Genomic DNA, 15,374 nt, shown 5'->3' with positions numbered 1-15,374 from the left:
GCGAGAGAGGAAACATAATGAGAGTAGCGGCAATAAATGATCTTTCCGGTTTGGGAAAATGTTCACTTGTGGCAGATATTTCAGTCTTTTCGGCAATGAGAATAGAAACATGTGCGGTGCCGACAGCGGTACTCAGTGCTCAGACGGGCTTTTCATCATATTATTGTAAGGACCTTACGGGAGTTATACCGGAGTATACAGCCAAATACAAAGAGCAAAAAGCGTGTTTTGACGGAATTATTACCGGATTTATGCTGAACGAGGTACAGGCTAATAATGCGCTTGAGTTTATAAAGGCTTTTAAGACTAAAGGCACACGCGTGCTTGTTGATCCCGTGCTTGGAGATGACGGCGAGAGGTACATGAATTATTCGGAAGAGCTTCTAGGCGCGATTAAGGAGATGGTCAAAGAGGCTGACATAATCACACCGAATATAACGGAGCTTTGTCTTCTTGCGGATGTTGATCCCGGTGAGTACCGTAAGTATTCGGGAGATGAGCTTATAAATTATATACTTGAAGTTTCCGGAAAAGTCAGAGGAGCAAGAAAGCAGATAATAGCCGTTACGGGAATACCGGTACCTGAAGCGGGCGAAGTCGGAAATCTTATGATTACGGAAGACGGCCACGGCCTTATAAAGTCTCATACGAACGGCGTTCATTATTCGGGAACGGGAGATCTTTTTGCAGCAGTTCTTTTTGGAGGAATCCTTAACGGTATGAATGTTCTTGAAGCCTCAAAACTTGCGGGAGATTTCATACGTGCGTCTGTAGAAGATGCTGAAAAAGGCGGTACTTCGGGAAATGAAGGAATAGCATTTGAAAAGAATCTCGGAATGCTTATTTTATAAATATATAGATTGTTGCAATAGAAAAGCGGTGTAAAGAGTATTGAAGCTCATTACACCGCTTTAAGTTTTGAATCAAGGGTTTTCATGATATTTGTCGTAAATTTCTGCGAGATATGTTTTTACAATCTGGATATTTGACATCTTGCGGAGGTCGAGATTTCCCATAAGAACTGCAATTTCATCGGCGAGTAAAAGCATGTTGTAGATTTTGAGCTTGAACTCGTCTCTTGTGAGTTCGTCGATGTTAATTTCCATAAGAGGAGCGCCGAGTTTAAGAGTTACGTTTTCGTCGGCAATTCCTGTTAACATAATTCTTGTAGTAGGATCAAAATTTACATACAAAAGCAGCTTTTCTTTCTCATGTTTCTTGAGAGTGATGGGACTTTGATGTGATGATTCCATCCATTCGTAAAGATCGGTTTCGTCGGGATTCATTAGATACTTTGTAAGCTCTTCTTTATGCTTTTCAATGTATTGCATATATTTACCGGCGTTAGGACCTGTGTATGCAAGCTCTACTTTAACCCCGTTGTCTGTTCTGACAAGTCTGCACTTTTCGGCGACTTCTTTAAGTTTTAAAGTTGCTTCCGCTGCGCCGACCATTTTAAAAGTGCCTGTTTCTAACTCCTGTGTGAATTCCATTTTTATCTCCTTTACGCAAAACTACAATAACGTTAGTATAGCATATGGGTTTAGAAAATGGTATACTTATAAGAGTTTTGTATAAATCAAGGGGAGAATATGGCACAGAGTAATAATGGTAGAAAACAGACAAGAAAGACCGCTTCGAGGAGTACGGGTAGAAGCTACTCCAGAGCAAACACTTCCGCCAGAAAAGCAGAAGAAATTGACTATTCTTTGAGAAGCGAACTTGTGGTTATTGCAATGGTCGCTTTGACAATTTTCCTTTTCTTATGTAATTTCGGTGTTTGCGGAGAGCTTGGTAGTGCAGTAAGCGGAATACTATTTGGCTTTTTCGGCATTACGGCGTATTTTGCACCACTTGTGGCATTGGGCGCTGTTCTTATTTCAGTGGCAAATTATGGCTCAAGTGCGGCGCAGCGTAAGGTCGTTTCCGGAATTGTACTTTTCTTTATGATTGGTATAATCGCGGAGCTTTTTACGAACAGACCACAGCAGGCGCAGAATTACGATGTTGCATTTATATTTAATTCGGCAAAAGCGGGTAGAGACGGAGGCGGATTCTTCGGCGGTACCCTTGCTTATGTATTGTACAAACACCTGTCATTTGCGGGAACGGCTCTTGTACTGCTTCTTATAGGCATTGTGAGCATGGTGATATTTACCGAACAGTCTTTTGTCGGTGGTATCAGAAACGGTAGCAGGAAACTTATTGAGAAGACAAGAGAAGATGCTGCAAATTACAGAGACTACGCCGAGAGAAGGCGTGAGATGGCAGAGAAGCGCAGAGCTGAGATAAAAGAAGAAAAGCGCCTTGCCATTGAACAAAAAGAAGACGCAAAGATCCTCAGGATGGAGAAAAATGTCCGGGGAGTAATGCTCGATACCAACATCACCAAAGAAGATGTTGAAGAAGAAAAAAGTGATAATATCCATATTTATGGTGATAATAAAGAGGAAAATGTCGGGAACGTATTTATTCCCGATGAGGAAGAGTTCCACGACGATATTCATGAGATCATGCTCAATAAGCATGAGATAGAGACAAACATTGAACCTGACGGACAAAGAGTCCTTGTCACCGAGCCCAGAATTCACAGCATGGATTTTGGTTCATCAAAGGAAGAGGAGCCTGTTGCTTTACCTGATAATCACGGTAAGCTTGTTGCAAAGGCTGCTCCTGAAGAAGCACCGGAAGATATTCTTCCCGATGTACCGATACATGCAGAAGATCTTGGAAACGGCATGAACGGCGATTATGCGATACATGCTCAGGATCATATTTCCAGATCGCCCGGCGCTTCGTCCAAGATCACATCGACAGCCGAAGCAGTGCATGTTCCTTCAGGTCCCGGACCGCATACGGTTAATGTCGGAATGGAAAAAGAGATTGAGGCACATAAACGTGCAATTGCCAAGAAATACGTATTCCCTCCTGTAAGTCTATTGGAGAAGGGTGTTAAGAATAAAAACCTCGAGACTGCAAGACAGCTTAAGGAAACGGCACTTAAATTGCAGGAGACACTTAAGACTTTCGGCGTAAATGTAACTGTTACGGATATAAGCCAGGGCCCTTCTGTAACAAGATTTGAACTTCAGCCCGAAGCGGGAGTCAGGGTCAACAAGATCGTCGGACTTGCCGATGATATCAAGATGAACCTTGCTGCAAGAGATATCCGAATAGAAGCGCCCATTCCGGGTAAAGCTGCAGTCGGAATCGAAGTTCCGAACAAGGAAAATCAGGCTGTTGCATTAAGAGATCTTTTTGAGTCAAGAGAGTTTAAGGAGTTTTCATCGAAGCTTGCCTTTGCTGTCGGCAAAGACATAGCAGGAAAGACGGTAGTTACGGATATTTCCAAGATGCCGCACCTTCTTATCGCGGGTGCTACTGGATCGGGTAAGTCCGTATGTATAAATACAATAATCATGAGCCTTATCTATAAGGCTAAACCTGAAGAAGTTCAGATGATCATGATCGATCCCAAGATCGTTGAGCTCAGCGTTTACAACGGAATCCCGCACCTTATGATTCCTGTTGTGACAGATCCTAAAAAAGCTGCGGCTGCGCTTAACTGGGCTGTTGCCGAGATGACAAACAGATATAAGAAGTTTGCCGAGGCGGGTGTCCGAGATCTCAAGGGATATAACAAATTCGTTGAAAACAGCGGTGATCCGGAGAAACAGGTTCTTCCACAACTTGTCGTTATCGTTGATGAGCTTGCAGACCTTATGATGGTTTCCGCAAATGAAGTTGAGGATGCAATCTGCCGACTTACTCAGCTTGCGAGAGCAGCCGGTATTCATTTGATCATAGCAACTCAGAGACCTTCGGTTGACGTTATCACGGGTCTTATTAAGGCCAACATGCCGAGCCGAGTTGCCTTCGCCGTATCAAGTGGTGTTGACTCAAGAACTATCCTTGATATAACCGGTGCGGAGAAGCTCCTTGGAAAGGGAGACATGCTCTTTTATCCTCAGGGATATACAAAGCCGGCACGAATGCAGGGCGCATTTGTTTCTGATAAGGAAGTTCAGGCAGTTACAGATTTCCTGAGAAATCAGGGAATTGAATCATCTTACGGTGAGGAAATAGAACAGCAGATTCAGAACATTCAGAGCCAGGGCGGAGGTAGCGCATCAGCAGGTTCAGGCGATGCGGCATCTGCCAGAGACGAGTACTTTGTCCAGGCCGGAGAGATGATCATTGATAAAGAGAAAGCATCTATCGGAATGCTTCAGAGAGTGTTTAAGATTGGATTTAACAGAGCGGCCAGAATCATGGATCAGCTTTGCGAAGCCGGTGTTGTAGGTGATGAAGAAGGCACCAAGCCAAGAAAAGTCCTTATGACAAAAGTTGAATTTGAACAAATGGTAGGAGGAGAATAAATGGGAGTAAAAAGTGATATCGAAATCGCACAGGAAGCCAAAATGCTTCATATCAAAGAGGTTGCAAAGTCAGTAGGTGTTGAAGAGGACGACCTTGAGTTTTACGGAAAATACAAGGCTAAACTTACTGAGGAATATCTTAAAAAGGCTGAAAATAACAAGAAAGGAAAACTTATTCTTGTTACAGCGATCAACCCCACTCCCGCAGGAGAAGGAAAAACAACTGTATCCGTAGGACTCGGAGATGCCCTTAACAGACTCGGACATAAGACTGTTATTGCGCTCAGAGAACCTTCACTCGGACCTTGTTTTGGTATAAAGGGAGGAGCCGCAGGTGGCGGATATGCTCAGGTTGTTCCTATGGAAGACTTAAACCTTCATTTCACAGGTGATTTCCATGCGATCACTTCTGCAAACAATCTGCTTGCCGCACTTCTTGATAATCATATCCAGCAGGGCAATGAGCTCATGATCGATACAAGACAGATCATCTGGAAAAGAGCTGAGGATATGAACGACCGTGCCCTCAGAAATATTGTTGTGGGACTTGGCGCAAAGGCAGACGGTGTTCCGAGAGAAGATCATTTCGTTATCACAGTTGCTTCTGAGATCATGGCTATTCTTTGCCTTTCAAGCGATCTTGAAGATCTCAAGAAGAGACTTTCAAACATAATTGTTGCATATAACTTTAAGGGTGAGCCTGTAACAGCAGGTGATCTTCAGGCTGTCGGAGCGATGGCAGCTCTTTTGAAAGATGCGCTTAAGCCCAATATTGTTCAGACACTTGAGCACACACCTGTTATTGTTCACGGCGGTCCTTTCGCAAATATCGCACACGGTTGTAACTCGGTAAGAGCTACCAAGACAGCTCTTTCTATTGCTGATTACACCGTTACCGAGGCAGGATTCGGTGCGGATCTCGGAGCTGAGAAGTTCCTTGATATCAAGTGCAGAATAGCAGGACTTAAGCCTGATGCGGTTGTTCTTGTTGCGACAATCAAAGCGCTTAAGTATAACGGAGGAGTTCCCAAGACAGAACTTGGAAAAGAGAACCTTGAAGCTCTTAAGAAGGGAATTGTAAACCTTGAGAAGCACATCGAGAATATCCAGAAGTATGGTGTTCCCGTTGTTGTAACACTCAACTCCTTTATTACAGATACAGAAGAAGAGACTAATTTTGTAAAAGAGTTCTGCGAGAAAAAGGATTGCAGATTTGCGCTTGCCGAAGTTTGGGCAAAAGGCGGTGAAGGCGGCGAAGCTCTTGCAAAAGAAGTTATTGATACAATTAATACAAAGCCAAGTAACTATGCGCCTATCTACAGTGATGATATGTCGATCAAGGACAAGATTGGTACGGTTGCTACAGAGATTTACGGGGCAGACGGAGTAACATATACACCTGCTGCAAGCAGACAGATCGCGAAGATCGAAGAAATGGGATTTTCAAAACTTCCGGTATGTATGGCAAAGACTCAGTATTCATTGTCTGATGATCCGAGTCTCCTTGGAAGACCTACCGGATACAATATAACTGTAAGAGAAGTTTATGTTTCCGCCGGCGCGGGATTTGTGGTTGCACTCACAGGTGCCATCATGACAATGCCGGGACTTCCCAAGCATCCTGCCGCTTACGACATCGATGTTGACGAGAATGGCAAGATTACTGGATTGTTCTGATGCAATACTGATTTGATCATCATAAAAACTATTTACATTTAGGAGTACACATGAGCGCACAGATTATAGATGGAAAAGCGATTTCGCAGATTATTAAAGATGAACTGAAAGAAAAAACGGCCCGTCTTAAGGAACAGGGAATAGAGGTTACTCTTGCCGTGATCCTTGTCGGAGAAGATCCTGCTTCTCAGGTTTACGTAAGGAATAAGAAGAAGGCATGTGAGTATATAGGTTACAGATCTCTTTCTTATGAGCTTCCGAAGGAAACTTCGCAGGAAGAGCTGCTTAAGCTTATCGATGAACTCAACAACAGAGATGACGTCAACGGAATACTCGTTCAGATGCCGCTTCCTTCACAGATTGATGAGAAGACGGTTATCGATGCCATTAGTCCGAAGAAAGACGTAGACGGATTCCATCCGATGAATGTCGGTGCACTTTGCATAGGAGAGAAAGGTTTTGTATCCTGCACTCCGGCCGGAGTCATCCAGCTTTTAAAGAGAGGGTGCGACGGCAAGATAGATATAGCCGGCAAAGAATGTGTTATCGTTGGAAGATCCAATATTGTCGGCAAACCAATGTCAATGCTGATGCTCAGAGAGAATGCGACCGTTACGGTTGCGCATTCCAAAACAAAGAACCTTAAGGAAGTCTGCAAGAGAGCGGATATTCTTATTGCAGCTGTTGGCAAAGCCGGTATGATCACCAAAGATCATGTAAAAGAAGGTGCAGTTGTAATAGATGTCGGAATTAACCGAAATGAAGACGGTAAGCTTTGCGGTGATGTATGCTTTGATGAGGTAAAAGAGATTGCTTCGGCAATTACACCGGTTCCCGGTGGCGTTGGCCCAATGACTATTGCTATGCTTATGAACAACTGTTATGAAGCTGCTACAATGTTTAGATGATTGTAGAAAAAAGAGTAGAGATAATAGTGGAGTATAAGATATGAAATGTCATAATTGCGGCGCCGAGATACCCGATGGACATCTGTACTGTGATAAATGTGGCGCGGAGATAAATATTGTTCCGGAGTTTGAGCCGGAAGTGGAAAATGAAATAGATACAACGCTATCATCGATTGCAGATAGACTCATTAAAGATGATAAGCCCAAAGTTGTGATCAAATACAGAAATGCAGATGATGTTTTTGAATATATTAAGCAAAAGAAGAATGTCATCATTGGAAGTCTTTTAGGAATACTGATCCTGGTTCTTTTTGTCACTGTGATATTTATGTCTCAGGACAGAACAGGAGCTAAATACCTTAAACTTGCCGAAAAAGCAAAGAGTAACGGCAACACGTATGAGGCGGTTGCCTACCTCACGGAAGGAAATAAGAGATACCCCTATAATACAGATATTATTTTCAGACTGGCGGATTGTTATCTTGAACTCGGATCGACCGGAAATGCGGTTGATACGCTGAGAATAATAACCGATTCGTCAATTTACCCAAAAGATTCTGTCACATCAGCGTACGAAAGTATAATTTCGATATATAAACAGGCGGGAGAATATGATAAAATAGCTGAGATTCTTAATGAAGGTCAGAATGAATCTGCTGAGGCACTTAGAAAAGAATATGTGCCAAGTGACCCCGAACTCACTCCCGGAGACGGAACATACGAGGAAAAAGTCACAGTTTCAATTTCGGTCGATGACGCTTCAAGCATTTATTACACAATAAACGGTGACGCTCCTACAAAGAGAAGCGAAGCGTACAGAAGTGAATTTGAGATTGATAAAGACGGTGAATACAACATTAAAGCAATAGCTATCAATGAATATGGTGTATCAAGCTCTGTCGTTGAAAGAACTTTTATAATAGAAGGCGGAACGGCACCTACTCCCGAGATCATGGAACCAAGTGGTGATTATAAAGAAAACACCATGATAGTAGCCATAGCGGGTGATGGATGCAGGATCTATTATACAACCGACGGTTCAGATCCGACCATGGATTCACAGGAATATACCGAGCCTATTCCCATGCCTATGGGAACATCTAATTTTAAGTTTATTGCATATAATGAAAAAGGTAATCCGAGTGAGATAGTCGAACGTGAATATGTTCTTGCGTATGACAGAAAAGTTACCAAAGAACAGGCTGTTCAACGACTTGTAAGTAAGCTTCTTGCTCTCGATGTACTTCTTGATGAAAAGGGAAGTGTACGAGGCGGCGGACATAATGAATATATTTATGATTCCGTAATTGAGGTTCCGGGCGCCGGTGAGTACTATAAGATCATAGAAGAATTTGTCCGCGGAGACGGAACAAGAACCCAGACGGGAAGATTGTTTGCCGTTAATACGCATGACGGTACGCTTAATCATCTCGGATATGATACCGGTGGCAGATTTACATTAAAGACCATCAAATAAAGAGTAATTTATTTTTATATACTATTACCAGATATTGGAGGAGGATGACTATGTTCAAGATTTTAGAGGCAAATGAGCTTACTACGAACATCTATCAGATGATCGTTGAGGCTCCTCGTGTTTCGGACGCATGTTTACCCGGACAGTTTTTGATTATCCGTGTTGATGAGGAGGGAGAAAGAATTCCTCTTACAATATGCGACTATGACAGAGAGAAGGGGACTGTAGAGATTGTTGTTCAGGCTATTGGAGCTGAAACACATAAACTTTCCAAACTTAAGGCAGGCGATTGTTTGGCTGACGTTGTCGGACCTTTGGGTAAGCCTTCAGATCTTTGCGAAGAGAGCATTGAAGACTTAAAGAAAAAGAAAATCGTATTTATCGCAGGTGGCGTAGGAACAGCTCCTGTTTACCCTCAGGCAAAGTGGTTAAAAGAACAGGGTGTTGACTGCGATGTTATTATCGGTGCTAAGACTAAAGATATTGTTATCATGGAGGAGAGATTTAAGAAGGTATGTAACCTCCACATCACAACAGATGACGGTTCTTATGGAAGAAGCGGAATGGTTACAAAGGCTCTCCAGGATCTTTGGGATGAAGGAAATAAATATGATCACTGTGTAGCTATCGGACCTATGATCATGATGAAGTTTGTTTGCAAGCTTACAAAAGAGCTTGGAATTCCTACAATTGTCAGCATGAATCCTATTATGGTTGACGGAACGGGAATGTGCGGAGCTTGCCGTCTTACAGTTGATGGACAGGTTAAGTTTGCCTGCGTTGACGGCCCTGAGTTTGACGGACACAAGGTTGACTTTGACCAGGCAATGAATCGTATGAAGCTCTACAAGACTGAGGAGGGAAGACTTCTTCTCAAGGCTCAGGAAGGTGATACACATCACGGTGGATGCGGAAACTGCAACTGATAGATAAAGGATTTGTTTCGCAAATATATTCTATTTACGATAACTATATAGGAGAATAAAAGATGGATGGATTTGTAAGAGTTCCGGTCCGCGAACAGGACGCTAAGGAACGTGCTACTAATTTTAAAGAAGTATGTCTCGGATATAATAAAGAAGAAGCTGAGAAAGAAGCTCTCAGATGTCTTAATTGTAAGAACCCCAAATGTGTACAGGGATGTCCTGTATCAATCAATATTCCTGCATTTATCGAGCAGGTTAAGCAGGGAAATGTTGAGGAAGCTTATCAGGTAATCAGCCAGTCAAGTGCACTTCCCGCTGTATGCGGACGTGTATGCCCTCAGGAGAGCCAGTGCGAAGGCCAGTGCGTAAGAGGTATAAAGGGTGATGCCGTTTCAATCGGTAAGCTTGAGAGATATGTTGCTGATACAGCAAGAGAGATGGGTATTAAGCCCGAGGGCGCAAAGGAGAAGAAGGGCAAGAAAGTTGCCATCATCGGTTCAGGCCCTTCAGGTCTTACATGCGCAGGCGATCTTGCAAAGATGGGCTACGATGTAACTATCTTCGAAGCGCTTCATGAAGCAGGCGGTGTTCTTGTGTACGGTATTCCTGAGTTCCGTCTTCCCAAGGACGCTGTTGTTAAAAAGGAAATCGAGAACGTCAAGTCACTTGGCGTTAAGCTTGAGACAGACGTTGTTATCGGCAAGTCTGTTACTATAGACGATCTTATGGAGAAGGAAGGCTTTGAGGCTGTATTTATCGGCTCAGGAGCAGGTCTTCCCAGATTCATGAATATCCCCGGCGAGCAGGCTATGGGTGTATTCTCAGCAAATGAGTTCCTTACAAGAAGTAACCTCATGAAAGCTTTTGATGAGAATTCAAGAACTCCTATCATGAGACCTAAGAAGTGCGTAGTTGTAGGTGGCGGTAACGTTGCTATGGACGCAGCAAGAACAGCACTTCGTCTCGGAGCAGAAGTTCATGTTGTATATCGTCGTGGTGAGGAAGAGCTTCCTGCACGTAAGGAAGAAGTTGGACATGCTAAGGAAGAAGGAATCATATTCGATCTTCTTTGCAATCCTGTTGAGATTCACGCTGATGAGAACGGCTGGGTAACAGGAATCACATGTATCAGAATGGAACTTGGTGAGCCTGATGAGTCAGGAAGAAGAAGCCCCGTTGAGGTTCCCGGTTCTGAGTTTGAGATTGAGTGCGATGCGGTTATCATGTCACTTGGAACATCACCTAATCCGCTTATTTCTTCAACAACAGCAGGTCTTGATATCAACAAGAGAAAATGTATCGTTGCAGAAGACAACGGACAGACATCAAAGCCCGGTGTATTTGCAGGCGGTGACGCTGTTACAGGCGCTGCTACAGTTATTCTTGCCATGGGTGCAGGAAAAGCTGCCGCAAAGGGTATTGATGAGTATCTTCAGAACAAGTAATATATACGAAAATATTGACATAACACCGTCACCCGTTATCGGGTGACGGTTGTTAATCTATATAAATACTGATCTGATCAGCGTTTATCTATAAAAAACACGGAAAGAACAGAAAATATGGTTGCTTATGTAAATGGTATTCTTGAGAGTATCGAGGAGGGAAATGCCGTTGTAGACGTTAACGGCATTGGAATAAACGTAAATATTTCCGGTTCTACCATGGACAGAATGCCCGGAATTGGCGAAGTGGTAAAGCTTTACACTTACACAAACGTCAAAGAGGATGCGTTTACACTTTTTGGATTCCTTTCAAGGGATGAGCTGGGTCTTTTTAAACTTCTTATTACAGTTAACGGAATAGGTCCTAAGGGCGGACTTGCAATATTGTCTGTTATGTCGCCGGACGATCTTCGTTTTGCGATTATTGCAGGTGACAGTGCGTCTATTGCAAAGGCTCCCGGAATTGGCAAAAAAACTGCAGAGAGAATAACTCTTGAACTTAAAGACAAGATTAAAGTTACGGAGGATTCGTTGCTTTCACAGGGCGGAGATTCACTTGGAGGAGAACTTTCGGGTGAGAACTCGTCTGCAAAGGATGAGACGGTTGCTGCACTTGTGGCTCTTGGTTACAATCAATCCGATGCCATGAGAGCGGTCAGAAAAGTTCTCGGAAGTGATGCAGGCGTAGCCGCAGATACTGAAGATCTGCTTAAACTTGCTCTTAAGGAGATGTTTTAAACAGCCATGGAAAAGAAAAAGATTGTTACAAATGCCAGAGGAATGGCGCCGGAAGCAAATCGGGAAGACATAAAGATCGAAGGATCTCTTCGTCCTCAAAACCTTGATTCGTATATCGGACAGAAGAAGATCAAGGAGAGCCTTAAGATATATATTGAGGCTGCGAAGAAAAGAGGAGATTGTCTCGATCACCTTCTTTTTTACGGACCGCCCGGACTTGGTAAGACCACTCTTGCAGGGATCATTGCAAATGAGATGGGCGTACATATCAAGATCACAAGCGGACCGGCTATCGAAAAGCCCGGTGATATGGCGGCTATATTAAATAATCTTCAGGAAGGCGATATCCTTTTTGTGGATGAAATACATCGTCTCAACAGGCAGGTTGAGGAAGTTCTTTACCCTGCTATGGAGGACTATGCTATTGATATCATGATAGGAAAAGGGCCTACTGCAAGATCTATAAGACTGGATCTTCCTCATTTTACGCTTATAGGAGCAACAACCAGAGCAGGAATGCTCTCAGCACCTTTAAGAGACAGATTTGGAATGATCCACAGAATGGAGTTTTATGATATTGACGAACTTTGCAGTATCATTTTACAGTCTGCAAAGCTCCTTGATGTCGAGGTAGACAAGGGTGGCGCGGTTGAGATGGCAAGGCGAAGTAGAGGAACGCCTAGACTTGCAAACAGGATACTTAAGCGCGTCAGGGATTTTGCACAGGTTAAGTTTGACGGAAAAGTCACGGGCGAAGTTGCAATGACAGCTCTTGATCTGATGGATGTTGATAAGATGGGACTTGACCATACGGACAGAAATCTTCTTTTTACCATGATAAACAAATTTGCCGGAAAGCCTGTCGGACTCGATACTTTGGCGGCTGCGATAGGAGAGGATCCGGGAACCATCGAGGATGTTTACGAACCTTATCTTATTAAGAACGGTTTCATAAACAGAACTCCCAGAGGGCGCGTGGTTACTGATATTGCGTATGCTCATTTGGGACTTGAAAACCCCGTCGATACCGATATATAATTTAAAAGTACAAATTTGCTTATTGGTTGATTTTTTATGCAGGGAGAAAACTATGGCTTCTAAAACGGATACTGAAGTAATTATCGGGGGAAAAGTATTCACCTTAAGCGGCTACGAAGGCGAGGAGTATCTTCAGAAAGTAGCTTCGTACATTAACAATAAGATTGCGGAATATAACAAGTTAGACAGCTTTAAGAGACAGCCGGTAGATACGCAGAATGTTTTGTTACAGCTTAATATTGCGGATGACTATTTCAAGTTGAAGAAGCAGATAGAACTTATGGAAGAGCAGCTTACCGAGAAGGAAAAAGAGCTCTACGATCTTAAGCATGAGCTTATCGCCACGCAGATAAAGCTTGAGAATACCGAGAAGAACAGCAAGAGTCTTCAGAGTAAACTCGATGATTCTTCCAAAAAGATAATTCAGTTAGAAACACAGGTTAAAGGTAATAAAAGGTGATTTAATGGGGCTGTCTTTAGGGACAGCCTTTTATATGAATATGAAAAAAGTCGAACTTTTGGCTCCCGCCGGGGGCTATGAAACAATGGTTGGTGCCTTCAATGCAGGTGCCGATGCCGTTTATCTTGGTGGCTCTAAATTCGGAGCAAGGGCGTATGCGGACAATTTTGATGAGGCCCAGGTTCTGGATGCTATTTCTTATGCCCATTTACACCACAAAAAAATTTATATGACAGTCAATACTCTCGTTAAAGAGCGAGAGTTTTCTGAAATGTATGATTTTATGCTTCCTTATGCCGAAAAGAATCTTGACGGTGTTATCGTGCAGGATCTTGGTGTAATGAAGTTTTTGCGCGATGAATTTCCAAATGTGGAGGTTCATGCAAGCACGCAGCAGACCGTTACGGGAGTTTACGGAGCAAAGCTTCTAAAAGAGCTTGGATGCTGCAGAGTTGTTCCCGCAAGAGAACTTAGCCTTTCTGAAATGAAGGCAATCCGTGAGAAGGCTAATATTGAAGTTGAAGCATTTATTCACGGAGCGATGTGCTATTGCTATTCGGGGGCTTGCCTTTTCAGCAGTATGGTAGGAACGAGAAGCGGTAACAGAGGCCGTTGCGCCCAGCCGTGCAGACTTCCCTATAAGACTGCCGGATCAAACGGCAAAGAGGAGTATCCTATCAGCCTTAAGGACATGTGCACGATTGATCTGATCCCGGAACTCATTGGCGCCGGAATCGATTCTTTTAAGATAGAAGGACGTATGAAAAAGCCTGAGTATGCGGCAGGCGTAACTTCGCTTTACAGAAAATATATAGACTTGTACTACAAAGAGCCCGATAAGGAACACAGGGTATCCAAAGAGGATATGGATATTTTGAAGGCTCTTTATCTCAGAACGGGTATAAGCGACGGATATTATCACAGGCATAACGGAAGAGAGATGGTAACTGTTTCTTCGCCCGCGTATAACGGAACTTCTGAAGAAGTTTCCAAAATGATAAAAGAAAAATACCTCGGCTACGAGAAGAAAATAAAGTGTGATATTTACTGCGACCTTACCGCGGGAAGCACTGCAAAGCTTACAATGCTTCTTAAGGATAACAGCGGAGTTGTCTGTGAGATTACGGGAAAAGAAGTTCAGACGGCTTCTAACAGACCGATGGATGCGCAGAATATTGAAAAGCAGCTTAGAAAGCTCGGAAATACGCCTTTTGAAGCGGATGATGTTGTTGTTTCCATAGATGACAACGGGGCAGGATGCGGAATCTTTATCCCTGTGAGCGAGCTTAATGAGTACAGACGCAGTCTTTGCGATAAGATGCTTGAGATGCTCCTTGATTCGGGTGATGCCAAGGAAAAAGCATATGATCGCAGTGCAGATAAAAATACCGGCAGTGCTGAATCGTCAGATAATCATCTGAAGATACAAAAGAGAAAAGCGGATATACATGTGCTTATCAGCAGTAAAGAGCAGCTTGGCGCCACTCTTGGATATCTTGAAGGAGATTCGCACAAAAAGAAAATCGAAAGAATTTATGTTGATTCAAAACTTCTTCTCGGGGAAGAAAAAGACAGCGTTTTAAAAGATTTAAAGACCGCCGCAGATGCAGGCACAGAGGTGATCGCCGCTCTTCCTTATGTCACAAGAGAAGAGAAGATTGACGGAACGCTTGATATTATAACGCTTATAAATGTCTGCAAAGCAGGTAATCTGTGCGGCTTGCTTGTAAGAAACCTTGAGCAATTGGGATATTTGAGAGATAATAATTATCTTGGGAAAGTAATCTGTGATTACGGAGTTTATGTATGGAATGCTGAGAGTTATAAGCTTCTTTCTGAGTGTACGAAGGGAGATTTCAGTGTTGATGAGATTTCTGTTCCATACGAACTTACTATTCATGAGGCAAAAGATGTTACAGTAGCGGTTAAGTCGTTTTGCGATGTTCCTGTTACGTATAATATCTACGGACATGTTCCCATGATGATAAGTGCCGGCTGTGTAAAGAAGACTACAGACAGATGCAGCGGCAAGACCGGAAGCGTTCATAGCGAGAAAATGCATATGATCGACAGGATGGGAAATGACATGACAGTTACGACTGATTGCAGGAACTGCTACAATGTCGTATGGAATACAGATCCGACAGTTCTTTTGGGCAAAATGAAGACTATTGACGATATGGGCATCTTCGATCATTACAGGATTGACTTTACGATTGAATCCGGAAATGATACGAGGGATTTTCTTGAAAGTTTTATCAATGATAAAACTTTTGAAAAAAAGAACTACACCACGGGTCACTATAAACGCGGAGTGGAATGATTT

At 43.1% G+C, this 15,374-nt stretch carries 12 protein-coding genes; 11 read left to right on the top strand and 1 reads right to left on the bottom strand.

The window, feature by feature from the left end; all coding sequences use genetic code 11:
• Nucleotides 1-17 precede the first annotated feature (17 nt).
• The gene (locus tag BM398_RS01980) at nucleotides 18-851 is read left to right on the top strand and encodes a bifunctional hydroxymethylpyrimidine kinase/phosphomethylpyrimidine kinase (RefSeq protein WP_092336185.1); all 834 of its coding nucleotides are present in this window, start codon (nucleotides 18-20) and stop codon (nucleotides 849-851) included.
• A 72-nt stretch (nucleotides 852-923) separates the two neighbouring features.
• Here BM398_RS01980 and BM398_RS01975 read toward each other — a convergent pair whose 3' ends face one another.
• Complete coding sequence (locus tag BM398_RS01975) at nucleotides 924-1,493, bottom strand: hypothetical protein (protein WP_026655052.1); 570 nt, start codon at nucleotides 1,491-1,493, stop codon at nucleotides 924-926.
• Between the two features lie 99 nt (nucleotides 1,494-1,592).
• Between BM398_RS01975 and BM398_RS01970 the strand changes: the two genes are divergently transcribed.
• The 10 genes from BM398_RS01970 to BM398_RS01925 all read left to right on the top strand — a co-directional run bounded on the left by BM398_RS01970 (nucleotide 1,593) and on the right by BM398_RS01925 (nucleotide 15,371).
• A complete protein-coding gene (locus tag BM398_RS01970) occupies nucleotides 1,593-4,379 on the top strand; it encodes an FtsK/SpoIIIE family DNA translocase (RefSeq protein WP_092336184.1) in 2,787 nt (928 codons plus the stop codon).
• The gene (locus BM398_RS01965; RefSeq protein ID WP_026655049.1) at nucleotides 4,380-6,056 is read left to right on the top strand and encodes a formate--tetrahydrofolate ligase; all 1,677 of its coding nucleotides are present in this window, start codon (nucleotides 4,380-4,382) and stop codon (nucleotides 6,054-6,056) included.
• Between the two features lie 50 nt (nucleotides 6,057-6,106).
• Complete coding sequence (gene folD / locus BM398_RS01960; protein ID WP_092336183.1) at nucleotides 6,107-6,964, top strand: bifunctional methylenetetrahydrofolate dehydrogenase/methenyltetrahydrofolate cyclohydrolase FolD; 858 nt, start codon at nucleotides 6,107-6,109, stop codon at nucleotides 6,962-6,964.
• Nucleotides 6,965-7,004: 40 nt separating this feature from the next.
• Complete coding sequence (locus BM398_RS01955; protein WP_092336182.1) at nucleotides 7,005-8,441, top strand: chitobiase/beta-hexosaminidase C-terminal domain-containing protein; 1,437 nt, start codon at nucleotides 7,005-7,007, stop codon at nucleotides 8,439-8,441.
• Between the two features lie 50 nt (nucleotides 8,442-8,491).
• Nucleotides 8,492-9,367: a sulfide/dihydroorotate dehydrogenase-like FAD/NAD-binding protein gene (locus tag BM398_RS01950; protein ID WP_092336181.1), complete on the top strand. Its 876-nt coding sequence runs from the start codon at nucleotides 8,492-8,494 to the stop codon at nucleotides 9,365-9,367.
• Between the two features lie 62 nt (nucleotides 9,368-9,429).
• On the top strand, nucleotides 9,430-10,812 hold the full coding sequence (gltA, locus tag BM398_RS01945; RefSeq protein ID WP_026666678.1) for an NADPH-dependent glutamate synthase: 1,383 nt from the start codon (nucleotides 9,430-9,432) through the stop codon (nucleotides 10,810-10,812).
• Nucleotides 10,813-10,929: 117 nt separating this feature from the next.
• Complete coding sequence (gene ruvA, locus BM398_RS01940; protein ID WP_092336180.1) at nucleotides 10,930-11,550, top strand: Holliday junction branch migration protein RuvA; 621 nt, start codon at nucleotides 10,930-10,932, stop codon at nucleotides 11,548-11,550.
• Nucleotides 11,551-11,556: 6 nt separating this feature from the next.
• Nucleotides 11,557-12,588, top strand: coding sequence for a Holliday junction branch migration DNA helicase RuvB (ruvB, locus tag BM398_RS01935; protein ID WP_175531796.1), 1,032 nt, complete (start codon nucleotides 11,557-11,559; stop codon nucleotides 12,586-12,588).
• Nucleotides 12,589-12,640: 52 nt separating this feature from the next.
• Entirely contained in the window at nucleotides 12,641-13,048 is a 408-nt protein-coding gene (gene zapA / locus BM398_RS01930) for a cell division protein ZapA (protein WP_026655041.1), read from the top strand.
• 34 nt (nucleotides 13,049-13,082) lie between these two features.
• Entirely contained in the window at nucleotides 13,083-15,371 is a 2,289-nt protein-coding gene (locus tag BM398_RS01925) for a peptidase U32 family protein (protein ID WP_175531795.1), read from the top strand.
• Nucleotides 15,372-15,374: the final 3 nt, after the last annotated feature.

The sequence above is a fragment of the Butyrivibrio sp. M55 genome, from assembly GCF_900116865.1.
Taxonomy (GTDB): Bacteria; Bacillota; Clostridia; order Lachnospirales; family Lachnospiraceae; genus Butyrivibrio.
This window is presented reverse-complemented; position numbering and strand designations above follow the sequence as displayed.